Annotated in this window: 27 protein-coding genes; 14 read left to right on the forward strand and 13 right to left on the reverse strand. The window is 57.4% G+C overall.

Translation table 11 applies throughout. The features are described from left to right. Positions 1-36 precede the first annotated feature (36 nt). Positions 37-1,614 carry a bifunctional metallophosphatase/5'-nucleotidase gene (locus ACR0NW_RS09340; RefSeq protein ID WP_480450129.1) on the reverse strand — a complete coding sequence of 526 codons (1,578 nt, stop codon included), beginning with the start codon at positions 1,612-1,614 and terminating at the stop codon, positions 37-39. A gap of 107 nt (positions 1,615-1,721) precedes the next feature. Here ACR0NW_RS09340 and ACR0NW_RS09345 point away from each other — a divergent pair, with 107 nt between their 5' ends. The 4 genes from ACR0NW_RS09345 to arsC are packed head-to-tail and all read left to right on the forward strand — an operon-like array spanning position 1,722 to position 3,881. Then, the gene (locus tag ACR0NW_RS09345) at positions 1,722-2,060 is read left to right on the forward strand and encodes a DUF952 domain-containing protein (RefSeq protein ID WP_480450130.1); all 339 of its coding nucleotides are present in this window, start codon (positions 1,722-1,724) and stop codon (positions 2,058-2,060) included. Next, positions 2,057-2,488, forward strand: a complete 432-nt coding sequence (locus tag ACR0NW_RS09350; protein WP_170651560.1) for a DUF1330 domain-containing protein — start codon at positions 2,057-2,059, stop codon at positions 2,486-2,488. The genes ACR0NW_RS09345 and ACR0NW_RS09350 overlap by 4 nt, the downstream gene beginning before the upstream one ends. Then, positions 2,485-3,543 carry a quinone-dependent dihydroorotate dehydrogenase gene (locus tag ACR0NW_RS09355; protein ID WP_480450131.1) on the forward strand — a complete coding sequence of 353 codons (1,059 nt, stop codon included), beginning with the start codon at positions 2,485-2,487 and terminating at the stop codon, positions 3,541-3,543. Before ACR0NW_RS09350 ends, ACR0NW_RS09355 begins: the two co-directional genes overlap by 4 nt. Then, positions 3,540-3,881, forward strand: coding sequence for an arsenate reductase (glutaredoxin) (gene arsC / locus ACR0NW_RS09360; RefSeq protein WP_480450132.1), 342 nt, complete (start codon positions 3,540-3,542; stop codon positions 3,879-3,881). Before ACR0NW_RS09355 ends, arsC begins: the two co-directional genes overlap by 4 nt. Positions 3,882-3,884: 3 nt before the next feature. Here the strand turns inward: arsC and ACR0NW_RS09365 are convergent, their stop codons facing one another. The 3 genes from ACR0NW_RS09365 to ACR0NW_RS09375 are packed head-to-tail and all read right to left on the reverse strand — an operon-like array spanning position 3,885 to position 6,146. Next, positions 3,885-5,201 (reverse strand): MATE family efflux transporter, encoded by a 1,317-nt coding sequence (locus tag ACR0NW_RS09365; RefSeq protein ID WP_480450133.1) that lies wholly within the window; start codon positions 5,199-5,201, stop codon positions 3,885-3,887. Between the two features lie 6 nt (positions 5,202-5,207). Next, a complete protein-coding gene (locus ACR0NW_RS09370; protein ID WP_480450134.1) occupies positions 5,208-5,726 on the reverse strand; it encodes a PaaI family thioesterase in 519 nt (172 codons plus the stop codon). Beyond that, positions 5,727-6,146, reverse strand: a complete 420-nt coding sequence (locus ACR0NW_RS09375; RefSeq protein WP_480450135.1) for a PaaI family thioesterase — start codon at positions 6,144-6,146, stop codon at positions 5,727-5,729. It abuts the gene before it with no gap. Positions 6,147-6,262: 116 nt separating this feature from the next. Between ACR0NW_RS09375 and ACR0NW_RS09380 the strand changes: the two genes are divergently transcribed. The 9 genes from ACR0NW_RS09380 to ACR0NW_RS09420 all read left to right on the forward strand — a co-directional run bounded on the left by ACR0NW_RS09380 (position 6,263) and on the right by ACR0NW_RS09420 (position 14,501). After that, the gene (locus ACR0NW_RS09380; protein ID WP_170651554.1) at positions 6,263-6,631 is read left to right on the forward strand and encodes a MerR family transcriptional regulator; all 369 of its coding nucleotides are present in this window, start codon (positions 6,263-6,265) and stop codon (positions 6,629-6,631) included. 151 nt (positions 6,632-6,782) lie between these two features. Beyond that, positions 6,783-6,971, forward strand: coding sequence for a hypothetical protein (locus tag ACR0NW_RS09385; RefSeq protein WP_480450136.1), 189 nt, complete (start codon positions 6,783-6,785; stop codon positions 6,969-6,971). Positions 6,972-7,184: 213 nt separating this feature from the next. Next, entirely contained in the window at positions 7,185-7,586 is a 402-nt protein-coding gene (locus ACR0NW_RS09390) for a MerR family transcriptional regulator (protein ID WP_170651552.1), read from the forward strand. Positions 7,587-7,631: 45 nt separating this feature from the next. Continuing rightward, positions 7,632-9,413, forward strand: a complete 1,782-nt coding sequence (locus tag ACR0NW_RS09395; RefSeq protein WP_480450137.1) for an acyl-CoA dehydrogenase C-terminal domain-containing protein — start codon at positions 7,632-7,634, stop codon at positions 9,411-9,413. A 55-nt stretch (positions 9,414-9,468) separates the two neighbouring features. Further along, on the forward strand, positions 9,469-9,681 hold the full coding sequence (locus ACR0NW_RS09400) for a hypothetical protein (RefSeq protein WP_480450138.1): 213 nt from the start codon (positions 9,469-9,471) through the stop codon (positions 9,679-9,681). Between the two features lie 276 nt (positions 9,682-9,957). Beyond that, complete coding sequence (locus ACR0NW_RS09405) at positions 9,958-10,596, forward strand: glutathione S-transferase family protein (RefSeq protein ID WP_480450139.1); 639 nt, start codon at positions 9,958-9,960, stop codon at positions 10,594-10,596. A gap of 11 nt (positions 10,597-10,607) precedes the next feature. Further along, positions 10,608-11,819 carry an acetyl-CoA C-acetyltransferase gene (locus ACR0NW_RS09410; protein WP_480450140.1) on the forward strand — a complete coding sequence of 404 codons (1,212 nt, stop codon included), beginning with the start codon at positions 10,608-10,610 and terminating at the stop codon, positions 11,817-11,819. Then, complete coding sequence (locus ACR0NW_RS09415; RefSeq protein WP_480450141.1) at positions 11,819-12,307, forward strand: cupin domain-containing protein; 489 nt, start codon at positions 11,819-11,821, stop codon at positions 12,305-12,307. The genes ACR0NW_RS09410 and ACR0NW_RS09415 overlap by 1 nt, the downstream gene beginning before the upstream one ends. After that, positions 12,300-14,501 carry a 3-hydroxyacyl-CoA dehydrogenase NAD-binding domain-containing protein gene (locus ACR0NW_RS09420; RefSeq protein WP_480450142.1) on the forward strand — a complete coding sequence of 734 codons (2,202 nt, stop codon included), beginning with the start codon at positions 12,300-12,302 and terminating at the stop codon, positions 14,499-14,501. The genes ACR0NW_RS09415 and ACR0NW_RS09420 overlap by 8 nt, the downstream gene beginning before the upstream one ends. Before the next feature lie 55 nt (positions 14,502-14,556). Here the strand turns inward: ACR0NW_RS09420 and ACR0NW_RS09425 are convergent, their stop codons facing one another. The 3 genes from ACR0NW_RS09425 to ACR0NW_RS09435 form a co-directional block, all read right to left on the reverse strand. After that, positions 14,557-15,243 carry a Hint domain-containing protein gene (locus tag ACR0NW_RS09425; RefSeq protein ID WP_480764752.1) on the reverse strand — a complete coding sequence of 229 codons (687 nt, stop codon included), beginning with the start codon at positions 15,241-15,243 and terminating at the stop codon, positions 14,557-14,559. A gap of 281 nt (positions 15,244-15,524) precedes the next feature. Then, on the reverse strand, positions 15,525-16,175 hold the full coding sequence (locus ACR0NW_RS09430; RefSeq protein WP_480450144.1) for a sulfotransferase family 2 domain-containing protein: 651 nt from the start codon (positions 16,173-16,175) through the stop codon (positions 15,525-15,527). A 9-nt stretch (positions 16,176-16,184) separates the two neighbouring features. Next, the gene (locus ACR0NW_RS09435) at positions 16,185-17,120 is read right to left on the reverse strand and encodes a DMT family transporter (protein WP_480450145.1); all 936 of its coding nucleotides are present in this window, start codon (positions 17,118-17,120) and stop codon (positions 16,185-16,187) included. A 153-nt stretch (positions 17,121-17,273) separates the two neighbouring features. Between ACR0NW_RS09435 and ACR0NW_RS09440 the strand changes: the two genes are divergently transcribed. Then, complete coding sequence (locus ACR0NW_RS09440) at positions 17,274-18,287, forward strand: hypothetical protein (RefSeq protein WP_480450146.1); 1,014 nt, start codon at positions 17,274-17,276, stop codon at positions 18,285-18,287. A gap of 24 nt (positions 18,288-18,311) precedes the next feature. Here ACR0NW_RS09440 and upp read toward each other — a convergent pair whose 3' ends face one another. From upp to ACR0NW_RS09470, 6 genes are all read right to left on the reverse strand, one after another. After that, positions 18,312-18,944 (reverse strand): uracil phosphoribosyltransferase, encoded by a 633-nt coding sequence (gene upp, locus ACR0NW_RS09445; RefSeq protein ID WP_170651541.1) that lies wholly within the window; start codon positions 18,942-18,944, stop codon positions 18,312-18,314. Further along, positions 18,941-19,927 carry an adenosine deaminase gene (locus tag ACR0NW_RS09450; RefSeq protein WP_480450147.1) on the reverse strand — a complete coding sequence of 329 codons (987 nt, stop codon included), beginning with the start codon at positions 19,925-19,927 and terminating at the stop codon, positions 18,941-18,943. Before ACR0NW_RS09450 ends, upp begins: the two co-directional genes overlap by 4 nt. Further along, positions 19,924-21,135 (reverse strand): phosphopentomutase, encoded by a 1,212-nt coding sequence (locus ACR0NW_RS09455; RefSeq protein ID WP_480450148.1) that lies wholly within the window; start codon positions 21,133-21,135, stop codon positions 19,924-19,926. The genes ACR0NW_RS09450 and ACR0NW_RS09455 overlap by 4 nt, the downstream gene beginning before the upstream one ends. After that, complete coding sequence (locus ACR0NW_RS09460) at positions 21,132-22,439, reverse strand: thymidine phosphorylase (protein ID WP_480450149.1); 1,308 nt, start codon at positions 22,437-22,439, stop codon at positions 21,132-21,134. The genes ACR0NW_RS09455 and ACR0NW_RS09460 overlap by 4 nt, the downstream gene beginning before the upstream one ends. 4 nt (positions 22,440-22,443) lie before the next feature. After that, positions 22,444-22,836, reverse strand: coding sequence for a cytidine deaminase (locus ACR0NW_RS09465; protein ID WP_480450150.1), 393 nt, complete (start codon positions 22,834-22,836; stop codon positions 22,444-22,446). A 105-nt stretch (positions 22,837-22,941) separates the two neighbouring features. Then, the gene (locus ACR0NW_RS09470) at positions 22,942-24,027 is read right to left on the reverse strand and encodes a cupin domain-containing protein (protein WP_480450151.1); all 1,086 of its coding nucleotides are present in this window, start codon (positions 24,025-24,027) and stop codon (positions 22,942-22,944) included. Between the last annotated feature and the right edge of the window lie 45 nt (positions 24,028-24,072).

Below are 24,072 nucleotides of genomic sequence, written 5' to 3' on the forward strand. Positions count from 1 at the left end.
AGCGGCGTTACAGTGCCGCTCTGACCTTTTGCAAATTTATTTCTGTTGGATACGACCATCCAGATAGGGCTGGTACGGTGCGTTCGCGGCTAGGTATTCTGCCGTCACATCCGCCAGATCAGGCCCGAAATCATAGGCGTTTTTGTCGTCGCCCGAAAATACCGAATAGCCGTCGCCGCCGTTGCGCACATAGTTGTTGGTCACCACCAGATAGGTCGCTGCCGGATCGATTGGAACGAAGTTGTCGCCGTCAGCCACCATGACCTCGGTCACCCGCCCCTCATTGGGCGCAATCGCCGGGTCCCAGGTGAATGTAAGACCAGCCACCTGCGGGAAACGGCCCTTGACCTCTTCCACCTGGCTAACGCCGTTTTCCAGTGCGTCGATGACTCCTTGGCCGCTGATTTCAAAGGTCGAGAGCGTGTTCTGGAATGGCAGAACGGTAAGAACCTCGCCCATGGTCACGTCGCCAGGGTCAATCGATGCCCGCAAACCGCCGGAGTTGGCAATCGCGATTGTCACACCCTGATCAGCCACCCGATCCAGCATAGCATCAGCGACAAGGTTGCCCATTTCGCATTCCTGAACCCGGCAGACCGAGCGATCGCCTTCGATGGGGGCTGCCGCATTTGCCACCACTTTGTTGCGGATTTCATCCAGCGGCTTGGCAAGTTCCGCTATGCGCTCCAGCGCAGCGGTATCCTCGGTCACCGTGTTGTCCATGATCAGCGGCTCACCTGCCGCCTCGACCACGTTCCCCTCGTCATCAAAGGTCACGTTCAACTCGCCCAGAAACTTGCCGTAGGCATAGGCCTGCACGATCTGAACACCGTTGACTACCGTCGGGTAAGGCCCGGCCGCCTTTTCGGAAACGTTGGACAGATATGTATTCGAGTGACCGCCCACGATCACGTCCACGCCGCTGGTCTCCTGCGCGACGCGTTGATCCACCCCATAGCCCGAGTGGCTGAGTACGATGATCTTGTTGACGCCTTCGGCAGTCAGCTTGTCCACTTCTGCCTGTACTGCCGGAACCGGATCGCTGAATGTGACATTCGGTCCAGGTGAGGCCAGTTCATGGGTGTCTTCGGGCGTCAGTCCGATCAAGCCGATCTTTTCGCCGCCCACCTCGATCACCGTCGATTTCTTGATCTTGTCAGTCAGCAGTTCCTCATCCCGGATATCCGCGTTTGACATCAGAACCGGAAAATCCACGGTATCGACAAATCCACGCAACACTTCCGGCCCATCGTCGAATTCGTGGTTGCCGACGGTCATCGCATCGTAACCCAAGCGGTTCATGAACTCGGCAGCCATCTGCCCCTTGTAGTACGTGTAGAACAACGACCCCTGAAACTGGTCGCCCCCATCCACGAGGATCGAGTTCCCGGCGCGTTCACGCGCATCCTGAACCGCGGTCACAAGGCGGGCCGAACCGCCAAAGCACTTGCCTTCGGCATTGTCTTCGGAATCGCAGGCGCTGTCATACTTGTTGATCGGCTCGAACCGGGCATGAAAGTCATTTGTGTGCAGAATGGTCAGTTTGTACTCGGCAGCGGCCATACCTGCGGTCAGGCCGAGAATGGCAGCAGAAGCCAGAAAACGGGTGAACATGTATATCTCCCTGAAGTTGATTGCAGAAATCGTGCGCTGGCAGCGGGAAAGAGTCAAACAGGGAAATGCGACTTGATTCCGGACGTTGCGCAAGGCATCAGAACCACATGCTGATTTACAAGATTTTCCGGACCGATGAATGGAATGACCTGCAGAAATGCGGGGAAACCTCGGGGGCGCCAATCGACGTGGCCGATGGGTACGTCCATTTTTCAACGGCGGAACAGGCCGCAGAAACTGCGGCAAAACACTTTGCCGGGGAAAAGGGGTTAACCCTTCTGGCCTGTGACAGCGAAACCCTGGGCGACGATCTGAAATGGGAACCCTCGCGAGGCGGTGCGCTTTTTCCCCATCTGTACCGCAATATTAGGCTGACGGATGTGGTTTGGTCTGCCCCCCTTCCGTTTGAGGATGGCGTACACAGATTTCCCGAGGATATGAAATGAGCAACTATGTAGACCCCGAGCGCGAGCAGTTCGAAACCTTCAAGGCGCTGGACCGGGATCAGCCGATCGAGATGCTGAATCTCGTGAAATTCCGCGCAAAGGCCGCCTATCCCGAAGGGCACGACCTGGCCGGTTCCGATCTGACCGGGGCCGAAGCCTATGGGCGCTACGGGGCCGAGACGGCGCCGATCATTGCGCGCCTTGGGGCCTCAATCGTCTGGCGTGGGGTTTTTCAGACTGTTCTCATCGGGCCTGATTCCGAAGATTGGGACGAGATATTTGTTGCACGCTACCCAACCGTAAACGCCTTTCTTGAGATGGTGACGGACCCTGAATATAGAAAAGCGGTGGTTCACCGACAGGCGGCGGTGGAAACTTCACGCCTGATCCGATGTGCCCCCGCCGATAGCGGGAAGTCGTTTGGATGAAACTGGTCGAGAAACTTGGGCTGGCAGCCCTGCACAGGCTGGACCCCGAGGTAGCACATGGATTGTCCATCAAGGCCCTGAAGTCAGGCCTGACACCAACTCCTGGGCCGGTGACCTCATCGCGTTTGCGCACCACTGTCGCGGGTCTGGACCTTCCCAATCCGGTTGGGCTTGCCGCTGGCTTTGACAAGAACGGCGAGGCTTTGACCCCCCTCTCCCGCTCGGGGTTTGGGTTTATTGAAGTTGGTGCAGTAACGCCCCGCCCGCAGCCCGGCAACCCAAAACCCCGCCTGTTTCGACTGACCGAGGACAGCGCCGCAATAAATCGCTTTGGCTTCAACAACGAAGGGATGGAGGTGATGGCCCGGCGACTTGCAAACCGCCCCTCGGACGCCGTCATCGGTCTGAATCTGGGCGCAAACAAAGACAGCACCGACCGCCCCGGTGACTTTGCCAAAGTGCTGGCCCATTGTGCGGATCATCTGGATTTTGCGACGGTCAATGTCTCTTCGCCCAACACTGAAAAACTGCGGGACCTGCAGGGCAAAGAGGCACTGAGCGCCCTTCTTGCCGGCGTGATTCAAACCCGCAACGACCTGACGCGAGGCTTGCCGATTTTTCTCAAAATTGCCCCGGACCTGTCAGACGCCGAGATTGAGGACATTGCTGAAGTGGCGCGCGAAACTCGTGTTGATGCCGTGATCGCAACAAACACAACGCTTTCCCGTGAAGGGTTGAAAAGCAGCCACAGCAACGAGGCAGGTGGGCTGTCGGGCGAACCTCTTTTTGAAAAATCGACCCGCGTGCTGGCCCGCCTGAGTCAATTGACAGGCGGAGACATTCCGTTGATCGGGGTTGGTGGAATTGGTTCGGCCGAACAAGCTTACGCCAAAATTCAGGCAGGTGCGTCCGCAGTACAGTTTTATACGGCGATGGTTTTTGGTGGGGTTTCACTGGCCGCTGAAATTGCACAAGGTCTGGATCAGCTTTTGGCCCGTGACGGGTTTGCAAACGTGGCCGAGGCAGTCGGCACCAAACGAAAGGACTGGCTTTGATCGAATACTGGCATAACCCGCGTTGTTCAAAGTCTCGTACCGGGCTGGCGTTGTTGGAAGAGCGTCAGGTCGATTTGACCGTTCGAAAATATCTTGAGGACGCACCTTCAGAACCGGAATTGAAAGCCGCGCAACAGGCATTGAATGTCCCAGCCGTTGATATGATGCGAACTGGCGAGAAACTGTTCAGGGAACTCAATCTGTCAAAGACAGATTCCGACGAAACACTGATCAGGGCAATGGCCGCGAACCCCATACTCATTGAACGACCATTGGCAATTTCAGGTGGCAAAGCGGTAATCGGGCGGCCGACCGAAAGGTTGTTGGACCTGATTTAAGGTTCAGGCCACACGGGCCTCAAGTCTGGGGTAACGCAGTCCAAGTGTCAGACCGCGGGCGATGTTTAGAACCATTAGTGCGGCCCACAGGCCGTGGTTGCCAAAGGTCGGAACCAGAACGAAAAGCGCGACGACGTATATGGCGACCGACTGGATCATTGCCTGCCGCATATCCCGTGTCCACGTGGCACCAATATAAATTCCGTCGAACATCCAGCTGGCAACCCCCACAACCGGCGCGATTGCCGCCCAGAACAGGAATTCTCGACCAGCCGCCCGAACTTCAGGCGAGGTCGACATTATGTCGATGAGAACCGGCCCGGCCAGAAAGAACGTCACTCCCAGCGCAACCGCGCCACCCGCGCCCCACTGGGAGGCCATGATGGATGCGCGCCGGACCTGATGACGGTCCTTTGCGCCAACAGCGCTGCCAACCAATGCTTCAGCTGAAAACGCAAAACCATCCAGAGCGAAGGCCGTGATTTCCAGAAACTGCAAAAGCACCTGATTAGCGGCAAGGTTAACGTCGCCCAGATCTGAACCGACGAACAGGAAAGTCGTAAACGACCCCGTCAACAACACCGAGCGCACCATGATGTCGGCATTGACCTGTAACATGCGGCGCAAACGGGCAGGATCGAAAATTCGGGGCCAATCCCTCCACTGGTTTCCGCCAAAGGCATCCCTGCAAAGCCACAGTCCCAAGGCCAAACCGGTCCACTCTGCAATCAATGTCGCCGTGGCGACGCCCTCGACACCCCATCCCAGACCAAGAACAAACCAAAGGTCGAGCAGGATGTTCAACCCGTTCATCCATATTTGCAGGACAAACACACCGCGCGTCCGCTCGATCGCGATCAGCCAGCCGGTAACCGCGTAAAGTGCGATGGTGGCCGGAGCACCCCAGATGCGGATTTCAAGATAATCCCGCGCCAAAGCCTCGACTTCGACACTGGCAGGGGCCAGGGAAAACGCTCCCCAGAAAACAGCAACTTGCGCCAGAATGAACACGACCCCGGCAGTGACGCCCAGCATCAGGCCACGCATGAGCAACGCACCTGTTTCCGCTGTATCGCCCGATCCCCGGGCTTGGGCTGCCAGACCGGTCGTGCCCATCCGGAGAAAGCCAAAAATCCAATAGATCGAGGCCAATATCACCGCGCCAATACCAACGGCGCCAATCGGCGCGGCCTGTCCCATTTGCCCGACCACCCCAGTATCCACCGCACCCAGAATCGGGACCGTGGCATTGGACAAAACAATGGGAAGCGCGATCTTCAGTACCCGCCGGTGCGTGATGGGCGCGGACGAGTCCTGCATGATTTCTCAGGCTTTGGTGGTTCGAGGTTGCGGCATCAGGAAATGGCCGGTTCCCTGCGCAAACAGTTTGGCGTGGTTGTCCTGCCACGCTTCGACCCGAACCGACGCATATCGCCGCCCTGCCCGGTTGATAAAGGCCCTTGCGTAGGCATCCCGCGGCAAGCCTGAGCGAAGATAGTCCACTGTGAAATCAATGGTTTTCGGAAAGCGGATGCTCTCATCACTCAGAATTTCGCTGGCGTCGATTTCCCCGCTTTCGATTTTCGGAAACAAATGTTCCCAGCTGAGGGTTATGACAGCGGTCACCTCAAGAAATGCAGCAGTCACGCCGCCATGAATTGCAGGCAGAAACGGATTTCCGATCAGCTTCTCGTCAAAGTTCAGAACGCCGGTCAGTTCGTCGCCGCGGCGGTCAAAACTGATGTTGAGGAACCGGATATACGGCACCCCTTCGACAAGTGCCTTGAGCGCACCGTCGCGACGTTGTTTGACGACCTGCATTGGTTCGGGACGGGGGCGCGCCATTTAACGACCCTCCACGGTGAAAGCGCCAGATGCAGCGGCTACCGGACGTTCCTGATCATCGTCGATTGCAGTGGCCCGTACAAAGGCCACATTGCGGGTGATTTGGTAACAGGTTGCGCGAGTGGTGATGCTTTGCCCGGGCGTCGCGGCACGCATGTAGTCGATTCGCAAATCAATGGTTGCAGTGCCGCCCGGTGCCGAAGGGTGGCTCATCACGGCCGCGCCGCAGCACGTATCGAGCATCGCCGATACGGCCCCACCGTGGATGACGCCGGTTCTGGGGTCACCTATCAGATCCTCATTATAGGGCATGGATATTTCTGCTTCGCCCTCGCCAATGTGCGTCAGGGTCAACCCCAGGGCCTTTGCATGCGGGATCGCTTCGATGAATTGACGTGCAAGTACTGTTTTATCGGCCATTCGGTTTGGTCCTGTCCTCTCGTTACCCCTTTATGAGCCGCGGGCCGCGCAAAGGGCAAGCCCACCTGTTGCGCTTGCCGCCGCGACGCCCTAGGTTGCACGCGAGGAGAACAGGAATGTCCGACAACCGTTTGTCATTCAAAGAGATGTGTGCCGAGTTCGATGTAACTCCGCGTACCCTGCGCTACTATGAATATATCGAGCTGCTGCAGCCGGATCGCGAAGGCCGATCCCGGTTTTACGGCGCTCGCGAGCGTGCCCGAATGAAACTGATCATGCGAGGGCGCAAATTCGGCTTCCCTCTGGAAGAGATTCGTCAGTGGCTGCTGATCTACGAAGATCAGGGGAACGAGGCGCAGATGGCGACCTTTGTTGAAATGGCCGACCGCCAGATGGATGAACTGCGCCAGCAGCGGCAGCAACTGGACGAAGCCATGGAAGAGTTGCAGCGGCTTCGCGACCAGACCTCAAAAATACTGGGCTAAGCTTAACTGACGCGCCCTCACTTGATCGTTAGCGATGTCCGTCACAGGTTGATTGGATCAATTCCTCATCGCATGCTGATACCGATAATTTGGCCGGTCATGCAGACTTTCATACACGCCTGACCGGCAGTGAGTGATCGGAGAACCGATGATGAAATTCACACAAGCCCTGTTTCTTTGCGCAATTACCGCCATAACCGCCGGGTGCGATGTCGGCCCCACTGGGTATGGCTCAGCACCACCCGGTGTTTCCCAGGAAGAGTGGGATGCTCAGGTTAGGGCAAGGCGTCAGGCCAGGCGCGATCATTATTCCGGCTCGCGTGGTGGCACGGCCCGATAGTCTGCAAAACCAATCCATTTCCACTGGAAACGGTGCGAACACCCATGTTCGCGACGAAATAAAACTACTCCCACGTCGCTTTACGTGAATTGATCTTACGTCAACAATTTTGTGACGCAGCGTCTGCATTACGTAAACGTCAATGTCATGTTGTAAATGGGACATCGACTGCGCAACTCATGGTTCAAGACGCAAGCGATGAGAGTTTGAACAATGACCGAAGATCTGATGACCATTCGCGAAATGTGCGAGTCATACAACGTCACGCCGCGCACTTTGCGGTTTTACGAAGCAAAAGAGCTGCTGTTTCCGATCCGCGAAGGACAAAAGCGGCTGTTCACCAAACGCGACCGCGCCCGCCTGAAACTGATCCTGCGCGGCAAACGCTTTGGCTTCAGCCTTGAGGAAATTCGCCAGCTTCTGGACCTGTATCACGTCGGAGACCAGCAGCTGACCCAGATGACGCGCACATACGAAATCGCCTGTGAACGCCTTGCTGACATGGAATCACGCCGCGACGAGCTGAATGAGGCGATTGACGATCTGAAGGAACAGTTGAGATGGGGCGAAAAAGCGATCGCCTCGATGAAGCAGGAAAAAAACGCGGCCGAGTGATCCGCTCGCCCGTCCCCGTACATGTGAATAATCAGGGAGCCCCCAATGCCCGTCTACAATGCGCCAACAAAAGATACCCAGTTCATTCTGCATGAAGTGTTGAAAGTCTCGGAACTCGACATCCCCGGCTACGCTGAGTTGGAAGCCGAGTTCACCGGCGCCGTGCTGGAGGAGGCCGGGAAGCTTGCAAGCAATGTGCTCCACCCACTTAACGTGGTCGGCGACACCGAAGGCTGCCGGTTGGAGAATGGTGTGGTCTACACGCCAACGGGTTTCAAGGACGCGTTCGAGCAAGTGAAGGAAGGCGGATGGACCGGCCTGGATATGCCCGAGGAATACGGCGGACAGAATATGCCGTATGTTCTGGGGTCGGCCGTAGGCGAGATGTTCTCGGCGGCGAACCAGGCATTCGTGATGTATCAGGGCCTGACCCACGGCGCAGCCTCGGCCATTCTGGCGCATGGCACTGACGAGCAGAAAAATACCTATCTTCCCAACATGGTCAGCTGTGAATGGACCGGCACCATGAACCTGACCGAACCGCATTGCGGTACTGACCTGGGCCTGATGCGCACCAAGGCTGAACCACAGGGTGACGGTAGCTACAAAATTTCCGGCCAGAAAATCTTTATCTCGTCCGGTGACCACGACATGGCGGATAACATCATCCATCTGGTGCTGGCCAAAATCCCAGGCGGCCCCGAGGGGATCAAAGGCGTTTCTTTGTTCATCGTGCCGAAATTCCTCATCAAAGAGGACGGTTCGCTGGGCGAACGCAACGGTGTCTCGGTCGGCAAGATCGAGGAAAAGATGGGCATCCACGGCAATTCGACCTGCGTCATGAACTATGACGAAGCCACTGGCTGGCTGTTGGGCGAAGAGCACAAAGGCATGCGCGCGATGTTCACCATGATGAACGAAGCGCGCCTGGGCGTCGGCATGCAGGGCCTCAGCCAGGCCGAAGCCGCATTCCAGAATGCGCTGGAGTATGCCAAGGACCGCCTGCAGGGGCGTGACGTCACAGGCGTGAAAAATCCTGACGGCCCGGCTGACCCGCTGATCGTGCACCCTGACATCCGCCGCAACCTGATGGATCAAAAAAGCTTCACGGAAGGCGCGCGTGGTTTCATTCTGTGGGGCGCCACAATGCTCGACCAGGCGCACCGCTCCGGTGACAAGGATGCCGACGGCCTGATTTCGCTTCTCACACCGGTCATCAAGGGCTTTCTGACGGACGAAGGCTATGACATGACCGTTCAGGCCCAGCAGGTTTATGGCGGGCATGGCTACATCGAAGAATGGGGCATGTCGCAATACACCCGCGACGCCCGTATCGCCATGATCTATGAAGGTGCCAACGGCGTTCAGGCTTTGGACCTTGTTGGTCGCAAGCTGGCGCAGGACGGTGGCAAGCACGTCATGGCGTTCTTTGAGATGGTCAAAACTTTCTGCAAGGAAAACGCCGGCCAAGACGAGGCTTATGACAAGGCGTTCATCGAACCTCTGAAGGCCGCATCCAAGGACCTGCAGGCAGCGGGAATGTATTTCATGCAAAACGGCATGACGAACCCGAACAATGCGCTGGCCGGATCTTACGACTTCATGCACATGTTCGGGCATGTCTGTCTGGGGCTGGTATGGGCACGTATGGCGAAAGCTGCGCAAGCCATGCTTGACGCAGGCGCAACAGACAAAGAGTTCTACGAAACCAAAATCAACACTGGCCGCTACTACATGGCACGCCGCCTACCGGCCACCGCTATGCACCTGACCCGAATTCAATCAGGCGCGGATACGGTTATGGCTCTAGACGCGGCGAATTTCTGATCTCAGTCTGGTTCCGGATACCGTTATCCGGAACCAGCCATCCAGAGGACAAGACATGCCAAAACGCTTTCGCCTGACCCGACGTTTTCCCATCGCAATGACCGAAGACGGATACCGCAAACTAAGGGGGTTCGCACGAGAGGCCGGGCTGGACGAGGGTGAGGCGCTGTCTTTCCTGTTTGAGAACTTCAACAGTGTCATTGACGAGGAAAATCTGACCCACCGACTGCGTATCTTCAATTCCGAACTAGAGGCGCGCAAACGGTGAGGGCACACGTAAAATTGCTGCCTGTAAACGCTTCAAGACCAGATGCCTCCGGCGGGAGTACTTTTGAAAAGATGAAGACATGATGCGCCCCTGCCACCGGGCGCACTCGCCATCAGGACAGGGACGACTTCACCTTTTGCGGCCATCGGCTCTCCAGCCTGTACCGCATGCCGAGTGGAGCAGACCCTGGTTGATAAAAGGTAAACACCGGTTCTTCATCTTTTTACAAATACTCAATTCAAACCTAACCACATGCACCTTGGGAGGGGTAATTGCATGACGATCAAACTGCATTGCTTCGGAGAAAGCGGAAACAGCTACAAGGCCGCTCTGGCTTTGGAAATGTCCGGGCTGGACTGGGAGCCGGTCTTTGTCGACTTTTTCAAGGGTGAAACCCGCACCCCGGAATACCGTACAAAGGTCAACGAAATGGGCGAAGCCCCCGTCCTGATCGACGGTGATTTCCGCACCAGCCAGTCAGGCGCGATTCAGGCCTATGTAACTGAGAAATCCGGAAAGTTCGGAGGCGGTTCGCGCGAAGAGAACTATGACATCCTGCGCTGGGTGCTGTGGGACAATCACAAGCTTAGCTCAATGGCCGGATTGACGCGTTTTCTGATAAACTTCCTTCCCGAGCAGCACCAAAATCCCGATGTCATTGCATTTAATCAGGGTCGGCTGAAGGCAGCCTATCAGGTGCTGAATGATCACCTTGAAGGTCGCGACTGGATCGTTGGCGACGGTGTGACAAATGCCGATATCAGTTGTTGCGGCTACCTCTTTTACCCAGAACCTTTCGGCTTTGATCGCGCCGACTGGCCCCATATCGACGCCTGGCTAACCCGCCTGTCCGAGCAGCCAGGCTGGAAACACCCCTATGACCTGATGCCCGGCAACCCGTCGGATCGAGCTTGAGGAGAAGACCCATGACCGAAGCATATATCTATGACGCCCTGCGCACCCCGCGCGGCAAGGGCCGCAAGGATGGCAGCCTGCACGAGGTGACTTCTGTACGCCTGTCCGCCCTGACCCTGAACGCGATGAAAGAGCGGAACAATCTGGAAGGCCACGCCGTTGAGGACGTGATCTGGGGCAACGTCACACAAGTGATGGAACAGGGCGGCTGTCTGGCGCGCTCGGCAGTGCTCGCTTCGGATCTAGATCAGTCGATCCCAGGTCTTGCCATCAACCGCTTCTGCGCCTCGGGCATGGAAGCTGTGAACCTGGCGGCAAACCAGGTCAAAGGCGGCGCAGGCGATGCCTACATCGCCGGTGGTGTCGAGATGATGGGCCGCGTGGCCATGGGCAGCGATGGCGCGGCGATCGCTGTTGACCCCTCGCTGGCGATGGACACTTACTTCGTGCCTCAGGGCATCTCGGCCGACATCATCGCCACCGAGTATGGCTTTAGCCGCGACGAAGCAGACGCGCTGGCAGTTGAATCGCAAAAACGTGCGGCAGAAGCATGGGCAGACAATCGGTTCGAAAAATCTGTCATCACCGTCAAGGATCAGAACGGCCTGACCATTCTGGACCGCGATGAATACATGCGGCCCGGCACAGACATGCAGAGCCTCGGCGCGCTGAACCCCTCATTCGCGATGATGGGTGAGCAGATGCCGGGCTTCGACAAGGTGGCGATGCTGAAATACCCGCATCTTGAGCGCGTGAACCACATCCACCATGCAGGCAACAGCTCGGGAATCGTGGACGGTGCGGCGGCTGTACTGATCGGCAACAAGGAATTCGGTGAGAAATACGGCCTCAAGCCCCGCGCCCGTATCAAGGCGACTGCCAAGATTGGTACCGATCCGACCATCATGCTGACCGGCCCGGTTCCGGTGACCGAGAAGATTCTGGCCGACAATGGCATGAAGATCAGCGATCTGGACCTGTTCGAAGTGAACGAAGCCTTCGCCTCGGTCGTTCTGCGGTTCCAGCAGGCGTTTGACGTCGATCCGGCACTGGTGAACGTCAACGGCGGTTCCATCGCAATGGGTCACCCGCTGGGCGCGACCGGCGCAATGATCATCGGCACGCTGCTGGATGAGTTGGAGCGTCAGGACAAGGAAACCGGTCTGGCCACGCTCTGCATTGCATCCGGGATGGGTGCAGCAACAATTATCGAACGCGTCTGATGCCCAAGCTGGATATTTCACAAATCCCCGTTCGGACCGGCTCCGGCTACCCCGGTAAGCTGGCCCGGGCTGGCGACGGCCGCTTTGTCCAAGGTGTTGGCGATGCAGGCGGGTTGACCCAGTACGGTGTCAATATTGTGCGATTGGAGCCGGGCGGGCTGTCCTCGCTGCGCCATTACCATATGGAGCAGGACGAGTTCGCGATTGTCCTCAGCGGCACCTGCACGCTAGTCGACGACGAGGGTGAGCATGAGATGCAGCCCGGTGATTGTGCAGCCTGGCCCGCGGGTGAGGCCAATGGCCATCACCTTGTGAACAATACCGATGCGCCCGCGACCTTTCTGGTGGTGGGCACACGGACCCCGACCGAGACCGGCTATTACAGCGACATAGACATGATGGTGAAGTTTGAAGGCCAAGATTTTCGCTTCACCCGCAAGGACGGCAGCCCGCTGACGGCTGACCAGATTGGAGATGACAATGACTGATTTCACTCTGACCAAGGACACAGATGGCGTTGGGATCATCACCTGGGACGTTCCCGGGAAAACAATGAACGTGATGTCCTTCGAAGGACTCCAGCAACTCAACGACTGTATCGATCAGGCGCTTGCCGATGACGAGATCAAAGGCATCGTTGTCACGTCAGGCAAGGAAGGCTCGTTCGCGGGCGGCATGGACCTGAACCTGCTGGCGGTGATGAAGGAACAGGCGGGCGACGATCCGGCCAAGGGTCTGTTCGAGGGTACGATGCAGATGCACGCCCTGTTGCGCAAAATCGAACTGGCAGGCATGGACCCCAAGACCAAGAAGGGTGGCAAACCGATTGCGACCGTCCTGCCCGGCACTGCCGCGGGCATTGGTATGGAGTTGCCACTGTCCACTCATCGCATTTTTGCCGCCGAGAACCCCAAGGCCAAATACGGCCTGCCCGAGATCATGGTCGGCATCTTTCCCGGCGCGGGCGGCACCACGCGGATGGTGCGCAAGGTTGGCGCGATTGCAGCGGCTCCGCTGTTGCTGGAAGGCAAGATGCTGGACGTCAAGAAAGCCAAAGGCGCTGGCTATGTCGACGAGATCGCTGCAGATCCAATGGCAGCAGCCAAGGAATGGGTGCTGAACGCCAAGGACGCCGATCTGGTCAAGCCTTGGGATGCGAAGGGCTATAAGATGCCCGGCGGTGCCCCCTACCATCCTGCAGGCTTCATGAACTTCGTTGGTGCTTCGGCAATGGTGAATGGCAAGACCCAAGGGGCGTTTCCCGCCGCCAAGGCTCTGCTAAGCGCGGTGTACGAAGGTGCTCTGGTCGATTTCGACACTGCCCTGAAAATTGAGGCGCGCTGGTTCACCTCAGTTCTGATGAATCCGTCTTCGGGCGCAATGATACGTTCGCTGTTCCTGAACAAGGAAGCACTGGAGAAAGGCGCTGTACGCCCGCAAGGCGTGCCGGATCAGTCGGTCAAGAAAATCGGCGTTCTGGGCGCGGGTATGATGGGTGCAGGTATTGCGCTGGTATCCGCACAGGCAGGGATGGAAGTGGTTCTGATCGACCGCGATCAGGCCGCCGCCGACAAGGGCAAAGCATATACCGAGGCCCATCTGGACAAGGGTATCAAGCGCGGCAAGACCACGGTTGAGAAAAAAGAGGCGATGCTGGCCCGCATCACCGCGACCCCGGATCTGGATCACCTGAAGGGTTGTGACCTGATCATCGAAGCTGTTTTTGAAGACGTAGGCGTCAAGGCCGAGATGACCAAAAAGGTCGAGGCGATCATCCCCGAGGATTGCATCTTTGCCTCGAACACATCGACCCTGCCGATCACCGATCTGGCTAAAGCCTCGGAGCGTCCGGATCAGTTCATCGGCATCCACTTCTTCTCGCCCGTCGAAAAGATGTTCCTGGTCGAGATCATCAAGGGCAAAGAAACCGGGGATCGTGCGGTCGCCAAGGCTCTGGACTACGTGCGCCAGATCCGCAAAACGCCGATCGTGGTCAACGATGCACGCTTCTTCTACTGCAACCGTTGCATCATTCCTTATGTAAATGAAGGCGCGCGGATGATCACCGAAGGTGTGACGCCTGCCCTCATCGACAATGCGGCGCGGCAACTGGGTTTCCCTGTGGGTCCGATCCAACTGACCGACGAAACCTCGATTGATCTGGGCGCCAAGATTGCCCGTGCAACCAAGGCCGCCATGGGGAATGCCTATCCTGCAAGCGCGGCAGACGATCTGATCTTCTGGATGGAAGAACAGGGCCGTCTGGGCCGCAAGGCGAACGCGGGCTTTTTCGACTATGACGAAAAGGGCAAACGCGTCGAATACTGGAAAGGCCTGCAGGAAAAGTATCCGCTGGCCGAGGAACAGCCCGACCTGATCGAGGTTCAGGAACGTCTGATGTTCGCCCAGGTGCTGGAGGCGGTGCGCGCGCTGGAAGAAGGCGTGCTGGAAGACATCCGCGAAGGCGACGTAGGTGCGATCCTGGCCTGGGGCTTTGCACCATGGTCCGGTGGCCCACTCAGCTGGCTGGACATTATCGGCACACCCTACGCGGCAGAGCGCTGTGATCAATTGGCCGAAAAATATGGCGAGCGTTTTGCCTGCCCGCCTCTGTTGCGGGAAATGGCGGAGAAGAACCAGAGCTTTTACGGCCGGTTTAACCCCGAAGCCAAAGCCGCCTGAAATAGTGATGCAGGCGCCCAAAAACGGGCGCCTGCATCTTTCTTTTAGTGCTTGGTTAGATCTGCCATTCAGACCGCAGGAACAACGGCAACAGTTTGGGCCTTCCGGGTCGATGAGGACGACGGACACCACCAACTGGCCGCAACGGAAAAACCGGATCCTGCGTTATGGGCGCTGGCAGGACGCCCAACTGGTTTGCAAGGGCAGAGGTATCGCCCATTTGCGCAATCTTGTTTACCAGCTCTGCGGCGTCTTCACCGTCCAGAACCGGATATTTCTCTGAAATCTTAGCCCGCCTCACCCGCAAGCCCGGGCTGATTGAGCGGCAGTGTGCAAGCATGCCACCTTCGATAAAAATCACTTCCTCCCGGGCGAATAGCAGCGTTGCGACCTTCAGATGCTGCCCCGGGTAATGTGATTTCATGCCGTGGAAACCATTCAAATTTCGGGCAGGAACAGCGGCATGACGGCTTTCACACTCACTTCCTGTTCCGCGGGTGTCGACCAGCATGTTCTGGTCCGGCAACAACCAAACTGAACGCCCGTTATAAACCGTGTTTGCGGGAACATGGACTGGCAGATGCCTGGCCAGCAACCCTTCGGTCGGCAGAAACATCTCTTCGTGATTTACACTCAGCACCTGCTGAAACCCCTGATCCAGTGTCCTGACCAGATCACCGGCCACTAGACCCTCGACCGGTTTCCACCCCCGGACTGTCGCGACTTTGGTTCCGTGCAGCAAACCTGCGCCGCAACTTGATGCGCAGGTCTCTGAAACTGCCTGTTCATCATCTTCCAATAAAATTGGATAACCAGATATACCCTTTAACTCTAACACGTGCCTTACCCCCTTGTTGGCACACAACCTTTGTCCAAACTGGGTAGCACAGCCGGTGGCGCGCCCGACTTATTTTCGACACATTTACGTCCATTTCCCGCCCTGATTGAGCGATTTCCGGCAAATCAGGAAACAAAGCCGCTAATTTTTCAGAAATTCACCTTACCCGAGAAACACGCCGCGCGTTATTGACTAAACTGATATCCGAATCTTCGAATATCTTCCGAACAGGCGTCGGCGACTGCCTCGGCGGTTGCTGATCGATAATACTGCCGGAAATCCTCCGCCCGTGTGGAACGGTTCAAATGCGGTAGTTCAAATGAGAAACCCAGATGATCGATCAAAGGGGCGACGTCTTCGCGAAAGTGCTCGATCCGGATATAGAGATCACACTGTTCAGTCCCTGTGGTTCGACGCATGTAAGCACTTGCCGGGCTTTTCCGGAATGAGGCCAAGGTCGACGGGTGCAGAACAAACGATTGAAAATCCAATTTCTGAGACAGCGAAACCGCCGGGTGGTCGAACTTCTGTACTCTTAGCCAATGATAATAGCTGACGATCCGGTCCCACGGGTTGCGTACTAACGTAAACGTAAAAAGGTCAGACAACTGATCGGGTGGGATCACCCCCTCGATATCGCGCAGGGTCGAGTGTTTCCACAACCGTCCTTGTGATGAAAGCGCCTTTGCGCGCTTTCGACGCTTTCGGGCCTTGGGTGTATCGCCCAGCAATATGTCGTCCTTCATCGCCCTTTGCTCCAACGCCTGCGCAAGCGATGTTCCACCAGTTTTGGGGATGTGAACAAAAACATATCTACGGCCGGTCGAGATGATCATTGCAATCGTCTATCCAGGCTGAACCTCGGTCGCCACCCGACCCGACCGCCAGGCAAGTATCCCGCCTGCGGATGCAATCAGGCCAATGCCTGCAATCTGCAACGTACCCAACGTTTGCCCAAGCGATACCCACGCAAAAACCGGCCCGAAAATCATGACAGAATACTCAAAGACCGCGACATAAGAGGGCTCTCCCAACTGATAGGCTTTGATCAGCATGAAAACGGCAAGCGTCGATCCCACAGCCTGAATAGCGATCCACGGGGCGGCCGCTTCAATTGACCAAACCCAGCCGCGCGTAACAAATCCGGCCGGGCCATCAGGTGTTTCAACGGGAAAGACGGAAAACAGGACAAGGCCGGCAGCACCGGACAAGCCTAACGCCAAAACCATTCCGCATAACAGCGACACTGTGCTTTCCTCTGCGCAGTGACTGCGCGTGATAATGGCGCTGAGCGCATAGAAAAATCCGCCAGCCACCGGGATCAGAGTTTTTACATCGAACGCGTTCGGGTCGGGCTGCAAAACGCAGAGAATTCCGATAAACCCGACCATGACCGCGCCTATTCGCCAGGGTCCGATTTTCTGTTTCATCGCTAGCGCAGAAATCAAAAGAACAAAGATTGGAGAGGTGAACAGGCCAGCCAGCGCCTGCGCAATCGGCATGAGCGCCAGCGCGCTGAAGTAAAACAGCATCGCCGTGGCGATCAACACGCTTCTGAGCACTACAAACCCAAGGCGTTGCGGGCGCAAACCGCCAAGACCGATCAGTGACAGCAACCCGATCAGGGGCAGCATCAGTAACGCGCGGGAAAAATGAAACTGCCACAGGCCAAGGGTTTCTGCCACGCGCACAACAAAGTTGTCGATGACACCGATGATTGCCATGGCGCCAACCATCAGCACCGATGCCATGACAGGTGAAGAATGATCTGATGCCTGCATTCACACTCCTACCGGGTTCATCAACAGCCAACCGGCGTTCAAATACTCTAAATGCCATCGACCACATTTTTGGCTCTTCGTGCAACAAGTTTGCCCCACACGATTTTGGCATGCTAAGCTGCCGATAAATAATAACGAGCATATTTCACCCGAATGACGGCACTGACACAGTACGAACGGATCGAAGCCACCGGTCTGTGGAGACCATCGCCCGAGGAACAGCGGCGCGAGGTTGTCATTTCGATTGGCGAGGCCACTCTGACTATATCGGATTTTAACGATAGGGCGCTGACGCACTGGTCACTGGCTGCAATTGAACGACAAAACCCCGGAGAGTACCCGGCCATTTTTAATCCTGACGGCGATCCCGGGGAAACGCTGGAGCTGCAGCAATCCGAGACCATGATGATCGAGGCTATCGACCGGTTGCAACGCGCCATCGACCGGGCCCGCCCACATCCCGGGCGTTTGCGTTGGCTCAGCGTGGCTGGTGTTGTTGCAGCAGTGGTTGCGGTGATGATCCTCTGGTTACCCGCAGCGCTGCAAAGCCACGTCGTTTCGGTCGTGCCTGAAATCAAGAGGCAGGATATCGGTGACATGATCCTGCAGCGAATTGAGCGGGTCGCCGGGCGCGCATGCCGTTCCGACGATGCGCAGCTTCCGCTGGAGCGTCTGGCACAAAGGACCGGTATCCGCAAAATCGTCATTTTGCCCGCAGGGGTTACGGACAGCCTCGCCCTGCCCGGCGGTATCGTCCTTTTAAACAGGGCTTTGGTTGAAGATCACGAAGATCCCGCAGTGGCTGCAGGTTATGTCATCGCCGAACGCGCGCGTTCTCAGAATTCCGACCCCTTGAACGAGTTGCTGGATCGTGCCGGACCAACCGCCGCGTTCCGCCTGCTGACCACCGGAGAGCTGACACCGGACATTGTCGATCGGTACAGCGAAAAAATCCTGAACGAACCGAGGCCTGAAATTCCCGAAAGTGAGCTGCTTGCCGTTTTTGCGCAAACGGCAATGCCCTCGACGCCATACGCCTACGCCAGAGACATTACCGGAGAAACCGTACTGGGCCTGATCGAGGCTGATCCGATGGCGGGCCGTTCGTTGGAACAGGTGCTGCCGGACCGCGATTGGGTCCGGCTGCAGAATATTTGCATCGAATAATCCGGGAGGGAGATGCCCTGCCCGTTACTTTGTTCCGAACATCCGGTCGCCTGCATCCCCCAGACCCGGCATGATGTAACCTTTGGAGTTCAGTTCGCGATCCAACGCTGCGGTCACGATTTTTACATCTGGATGCGCTTCTTTCATACGTGCGACACCTTCGGGCGCAGCCAACAGGCAGAGGAACCGGATGTCGGTCGCGCCGGCCTTTTTCAGCAAATCAATAGCAGCCGCTGAGCTGTTGCCGGTGGCAAGCATCGGATCAACAGCGATGACCAGACGATCCTTCAACCCTTCGGGGGCCTTGAAATAATACTGAACCGGCTCAAGCGTTTCCTCGTCACGATACAGACCGACAAAACCCACGCGAGCTGAAGGCACCAGTTCAAGAACCCCGTCCAGCATCCCGTTTCCGGCGCGCAGAATCGAGACCAAAGCCAGTTTCTTACCTGCGAGGATCGGCGCGTCCATTTCTTCCATCGGGGTTTCGATGTGACGCGTTGTCAATTGCATCTCACGCGTGACCTCATAGGCCAGCAACAGCGTAATTTCACGCAGAAGCTGGCGAAACGATGCGGTCGACGTGCCTTTGTCCCGCATGAGCGTCAGCTTGTGTTGCACCAGTGGGTGATCGACGACGGTCAGATGTTCGCTCATGTCTTCTCCAGTCTTTTCTTGACCCGCGCACGGGTTTCCTCATCGCAAAATGCCGCATTCAGAGCCGTATCATTGAGCGCGGCGAAATCTTCAACGTCCCAGCCGAACGCCCTGTTCAGCATCTCATATTCACGGCGCATGGTGGTATGGAAAAACGGCGGATCATCGGTCGATACCGTGACCTTGACCCCGCCCTCGCGCAACCGGGCAATCGGGTGCGATGCGAAGTCAGGAAAAAGTCCCAGCACGACGTTTGATCCGGGGCAAACCTCCAGCGTTATTTCCCGATCTGCCAGTTCATGGACCAAATCCGGGTCTTCGATGGCGCGAACGCCATGACCAATACGCTCGACCCGCAGATCGCGGACCGCTTCGCGTACACTGTCGGGACCTCCAAATTCGCCTGCATGGGTGGTCAGGCGCAAACCTGCCTCGCGCGCGCAATCAAACGCCCAGTCAAAATCGCCCTGACGCCCAACGGCTTCGTTGCCGCCCATACCAAAACCGGTGATCCAGTCCCCCGCCGTTTCCGCCGCGCAGATCGCGCTGTGTTTCGCCTTGTCTGGTCCGAAATGCCGAACGCAGGTCACGACACCGCGCAGCGTGATATCAAACTTTCGCTCGGCCTCGTCCGCCGCATCCCTGACCGCATTCAGATAATCGCGCCAGGCGTGGACGTCACCACCACCACAAAAATCGGGGCTGAGGAAGGTCTCGGAATAAACCACCCCGTTCGCCGCACTTTCTTCCAAAATGGCAAGGGTCAGCCTTCGGAAATCCTCGGGAGAGTTCAGAACTTCGCACGCGGCCTCATATACACTTAGAAAATGGGCAAAGTCCCGGAAATCATAAGTGCCGTCGGCTTTGAATATCCCGCTCAGGTCAATGCGCTTTTCGTGCGCCAACTGCCGGATGAATGGCGGTGGCGCAGCGCCTTCGTGGTGCAGGTGCAATTCGATCTTGGGTAAATCGGCGACGTTCAAAGAAAACTCCTTCCCGGCCCCTGAGACGGAACGCCCAAATGTTGCGCGACGCTTGCGGCGACATCTGCAAAATCAATCTGTCCGATCTCGCCACTACCCTGCCCGGCAATCAGTACCGGAACCTGTTCGCGCGTGTGATCCGAACCTGTCCAGGAAGGGTCATTGCCATGATCCGCTGTCACCAGCAGCAGGTCGCCCGGCCGCAGCTTCCGCAAAATCGCACCGATTTCACGATCAAACCATTCAAGCGCGCGGGCATATCCACTGATGTCACGCCGGTGCCCAAAAAGACTGTCGAATTCCACAAAATTGGCGAAGGTAAGACTGCCCTCTTCCGCCGTGTCCACAAGGTCGGTCAATTGGTGCATGAGTTCTGCGTCCGAGCCCTTGCGCAATGTGTCGATCCCCTGCATCGAGAATATGTCGCCAATCTTTCCCACCGCGTGGACGCGCCGTCCGGCATCCTGCACCCAATTCGTCAGAACCGGCGCGGGCGGCAGGATGGCAAAATCTTTGCGATTGGTCGTGCGCGTGAAACCCTGTTCGGGCGATCCGACAAATGGCCGCGCAATGACCCGGCCCACTTTCATCTGATGCAGTCGGGGGGCGAGCGCTTTGCACAAATCCAGCAAACGTTCGAGGCCAAATGTCTCTTCGTGTGCGGCGATCTGGAAAACACTGTCAGCCGACGTGTAGCAAATGGGCCAGCCTGTTCGCATGTGCTCAGCGCCCAGATCAGCGATGATCGAGGTGCCGGAAGCGTGGCAATTGCCAAGAATGCCGTCCGTACCCGCAAGCTCTGCCGCTGCCTGTCCGAGCTCCTCAGGGAAAGCCGGAACCGTGTCCGGGAAATAGTGCCAATCCCACGGCACTGGCAATCCAGCCAGTTCCCAATGCCCTGAAGGTGTATCCTTGCCCGGGGAATGTTCCCGTGCGCACCCCCAAAGACCAGAGGGGGCTGCCTCCAGCCCCGGCGTTTGATCGCCGGAGGCCAACCGAACCGCAGCCCCCAATCCCAAAGCGGTCAGGTTCGGCAACTGCAACGGCCCCGAGCGGCCTTCCTCTGCCCGCCCTTCGGCACAAGCCTGCGCGACATGTGCTACTGTGTTGGCGCCGGTATCCGGCACGTCGCCATTGAAAAACCGATCAGCATCCGGCGCACCGCCGATGCCTACTGAATCCATCACCACCACAAATGCGCGCGTCACGGTGAAATCCTCTCATGGACGAGTTCAGGCGTGACAACCGCATCAGGGCCAATTTGGATTGCGCGCAGCACAGCCTGCGCAGCATGCCGCGCTGCATCCTCGCGCCCTGCATGAACCACGGCAATCGGGGTGCCTTTTGACACTTTATCCCCCAGCCGAACGATATTCGAGAGGCCGACAGCCGGGTCAATCACATCGCTTTCGACCTGACGCCCGCCACCAAGGGTAACCACGGCAAGTCCCAGCGCCTCGCCATCAATTGCAGCGACATACCCATCAATGGGCGCGGTTACTTCCTGTATGACGTTCGCCTCGGGCAAAAAACGGGACCATGTGTCAACGAATTGGACCGGGCCGCCAACTGCCGCCATCATCCGCCCGAACCGCTCGGCAGCGCGCCCGTCCCGGATCACATCCCTAATCCTGTCGCGACCTTCCTGAGCGTTCGCTGTCATCCCCGCATCTGCCAACAGTACACCGCCCAGTTCGGCGGATATCTTGGAAAGCGGAGTTTCGTGTCCGCCAGTCAGCACCTTCATAACCTCATTGATTTCCAAGGCGTTACCGAGCGAAGACGCCAGAGGCTGATTCATGTCCGTGATCAAAGCCGATGTCCGGCACCCTGCCGCATTTGCCGTTTCCGACAGGGCCACGGCCAGTTTTCGCGCGTCCTCGGGCGTTTTCATGAATGCGCCGCTACCGACCTTGACGTCCAGCACCAGCGCATCCGGGCTGGCCGCCAGTTTCTTGGACAGGATCGAGGCCGTGATCAGATCCAAGCTTTCGACGGTCGCAGTCACGTCCCGAATAGCGTAAAGCCGCTTGTCCGCGGGCGCAATCTGCGCCGTTGCCCCGACAATCGCCGCGCCGGTTTCCCGCAGTATCTGAATCAGCCGATCCTGACCGATCTGTGTCGTCACCCCGGGGATCGCCTCAAGCTTGTCCAGAGTCCCGCCTGTGTGGCCCAGCCCCCGCCCCGAAATCATCGGGACATAGGCCCCACATTCCGCAAGCGCAGGTGCCAACACCAGAGACACGCAGTCACCGACCCCACCTGTCGAATGCTTGTCGATCACCGGACCATCCAGATCCCAGTGCAACACGTCGCCACTGTCCCGCATGGCCACGGTCAGTGCGGCACGCCCCTCGGCCCCAAGCCCGCCCATGCAGACGGCCATGGCAAAGGCTCCGGCCTGTGCATCGCTGACGCTGCCGTCAGCCAGCCCCTGCGCGAACCAAATCAGTTCTTCCTGACCGGGAACTTCGTGGCGGCGCAGTTTCGAGATGATCGAACGGGCATCCATCGTTTCAGGACTCCGCCATCTGCGCAGCGTCGAAGGCACCTGGGAGGAGCTGAGAAATAGTCAATGTGGTTTCAGCCCCTTTTACGGTCGCCATCGTTACAACCACATCACCCTTACCGAACTCCGCAAGTTTCTGCCTACAACCACCACAGGGCGTCACCGGGACCGGGCTGTCTGCCACGACATAGACCTCGGTCAGTTCTTTTTCACCGGCGGCAACCATTGCGGCAATCGCGCCGGCCTCGGCGCATATACCTTCGGGGTAAGCCACGTTTTCCACGTTGCATCCCGAAAAGACCGCCCCTGAACCGGAACGGATCGCCGCGCCCACTTTGAAGTTAGAATAAGGTGCGTGGGCATTTTCACGGACTTTCAGGGCGGCATCTTTGACCTGCATGGCGATTCCCCAATTTTTGATCATCTGGTCAGAATGCCCTAACCTAAATGAAAGCACCTTGGGAATTGAAGCCCCTGAACCGCGTTTTCCGTCGCAGCTTTCAGCCTAGTTCAAAATCGTTTGGAAAGTACCCGGCAAAGTGACTTCCAGCAATTCAACGTCATCGGACGGATCACCAAGGCGGGTTCGCATTCCAGGCGGTATGACAAAGGCATCGCCCTGTTCCAGCCGAAATGAATCGCGCCCCTCGCCTTCCAACGTTACCTCACCATTCATCACGAACGTAAAGTGTATGTCGGCGTCGTGGCATGCCCATTCCGGATCGCCGTCTCCCTTGCGGATAACCTGCACCCCGGCAACACCTTTGGTGTTTTCCGCGATGGTCGTATCCCTGCAGATATATCCAGGTAGGCGGAATGGTACCCATTCCGCTTCTCTGGCCTGATTGTAGACAAAGCGCTGACCCTGCCATTCCCGGTCAGGACGATAGTGTGGCGTCGGTAACTCCATATCGTGGTCGATTTCGGTCACATGCTCGGCAGGGACACCGATTTCGATTACCTGCACGTTATCGGATGCCTCCAGAACACGATGCCGGATCTCCGGCGGCTGGATAAAGCAATCTCCGGCCGTCAGGCGCATCTTTTCTCCCTGATCTTCGTAAACCACGTCTACCCAGCCGTGAATACAAAAGATCAATTGAAAACCGACCTTGTGAAAGTGGACCATATCCGGAACCGGCCCGCCATCGGGAATGCGGATATGGCTGGCAATGATCGAGCCCCCCAGACGCGACGGCACCAGATCGCGATAGTGCATCCCTGCCCTGCCGATAATCCAAGGCGCCTGATCCTTGAGCCGCCTCACGACAAACGAATGGACTGTTTCCGGCATGACCATCGGCGGATTACGCTCTTCGATTTCAATTCGCGTTCCATTTGGTGCAACCATGCTGCGGGTGCCATCCGCAAAGCCATCCGGGTCTTCAGTCAGAATTCGGATGGTACCGGGTGTCTCGGGTGCGTCCTTCTCGATCCTCAGACGCAAACCATGTCCGGAGAAAACGGCCACACGCGGATCGTCAGCGGGATAGATCATGTCCATCCTCATCCCAAGCACCTTTGTAAAGAACGGGATGTCATCACGCAGCTCATTGGTTGGCAAACGGATTTCGCCTATGGTGTCGGTCATGCAAATCTCCTCTGTGCCGGAGATTGGCCGCAGGTCCCGGGATTT

It is taken from the genome of Ruegeria sp. CF5 (assembly GCF_056537325.1).

Excerpts from the sequence above, each read along its gene's own strand:
- ACR0NW_RS09390 (WP_170651552.1), top strand. The coding sequence starts at position 7,185 with ATGACCGAAGATCTGATGACCATTCGCGAAATGTGCGAGTCATACAAC.
- ACR0NW_RS09375 (WP_480450135.1), bottom strand. The coding sequence starts at position 6,146 with ATGGCCGATAAAACAGTACTTGCACGTCAATTCATCGAAGCGATCCCG.
- ACR0NW_RS09345 (WP_480450130.1), top strand. The coding sequence starts at position 1,722 with ATGCTGATTTACAAGATTTTCCGGACCGATGAATGGAATGACCTGCAG.
- ACR0NW_RS09350 (WP_170651560.1), top strand. The coding sequence starts at position 2,057 with ATGAGCAACTATGTAGACCCCGAGCGCGAGCAGTTCGAAACCTTCAAG.
- ACR0NW_RS09380 (WP_170651554.1), top strand. The coding sequence starts at position 6,263 with ATGTCCGACAACCGTTTGTCATTCAAAGAGATGTGTGCCGAGTTCGAT.
- ACR0NW_RS09340 (WP_480450129.1), bottom strand. The coding sequence starts at position 1,614 with ATGTTCACCCGTTTTCTGGCTTCTGCTGCCATTCTCGGCCTGACCGCA.
- ACR0NW_RS09370 (WP_480450134.1), bottom strand. The coding sequence starts at position 5,726 with ATGGCGCGCCCCCGTCCCGAACCAATGCAGGTCGTCAAACAACGTCGC.
- ACR0NW_RS09440 (WP_480450146.1), top strand. The coding sequence starts at position 17,274 with ATGACGGCACTGACACAGTACGAACGGATCGAAGCCACCGGTCTGTGG.
- ACR0NW_RS09405 (WP_480450139.1), top strand. The coding sequence starts at position 9,958 with ATGACGATCAAACTGCATTGCTTCGGAGAAAGCGGAAACAGCTACAAG.
- ACR0NW_RS09460 (WP_480450149.1), bottom strand. The coding sequence starts at position 22,439 with ATGGATGCCCGTTCGATCATCTCGAAACTGCGCCGCCACGAAGTTCCC.
- ACR0NW_RS09385 (WP_480450136.1), top strand. The coding sequence starts at position 6,783 with ATGAAATTCACACAAGCCCTGTTTCTTTGCGCAATTACCGCCATAACC.
- upp (WP_170651541.1), bottom strand. The coding sequence starts at position 18,944 with ATGAGCGAACATCTGACCGTCGTCGATCACCCACTGGTGCAACACAAG.
- ACR0NW_RS09395 (WP_480450137.1), top strand. The coding sequence starts at position 7,632 with ATGCCCGTCTACAATGCGCCAACAAAAGATACCCAGTTCATTCTGCAT.
- ACR0NW_RS09420 (WP_480450142.1), top strand. The coding sequence starts at position 12,300 with ATGACTGATTTCACTCTGACCAAGGACACAGATGGCGTTGGGATCATC.
- ACR0NW_RS09355 (WP_480450131.1), top strand. The coding sequence starts at position 2,485 with ATGAAACTGGTCGAGAAACTTGGGCTGGCAGCCCTGCACAGGCTGGAC.
- ACR0NW_RS09465 (WP_480450150.1), bottom strand. The coding sequence starts at position 22,836 with ATGCAGGTCAAAGATGCCGCCCTGAAAGTCCGTGAAAATGCCCACGCA.
- ACR0NW_RS09435 (WP_480450145.1), bottom strand. The coding sequence starts at position 17,120 with ATGCAGGCATCAGATCATTCTTCACCTGTCATGGCATCGGTGCTGATG.
- ACR0NW_RS09365 (WP_480450133.1), bottom strand. The coding sequence starts at position 5,201 with ATGCAGGACTCGTCCGCGCCCATCACGCACCGGCGGGTACTGAAGATC.
- ACR0NW_RS09410 (WP_480450140.1), top strand. The coding sequence starts at position 10,608 with ATGACCGAAGCATATATCTATGACGCCCTGCGCACCCCGCGCGGCAAG.
- ACR0NW_RS09470 (WP_480450151.1), bottom strand. The coding sequence starts at position 24,027 with ATGACCGACACCATAGGCGAAATCCGTTTGCCAACCAATGAGCTGCGT.
- ACR0NW_RS09430 (WP_480450144.1), bottom strand. The coding sequence starts at position 16,175 with ATGATCATCTCGACCGGCCGTAGATATGTTTTTGTTCACATCCCCAAA.
- ACR0NW_RS09415 (WP_480450141.1), top strand. The coding sequence starts at position 11,819 with ATGCCCAAGCTGGATATTTCACAAATCCCCGTTCGGACCGGCTCCGGC.
- ACR0NW_RS09400 (WP_480450138.1), top strand. The coding sequence starts at position 9,469 with ATGCCAAAACGCTTTCGCCTGACCCGACGTTTTCCCATCGCAATGACC.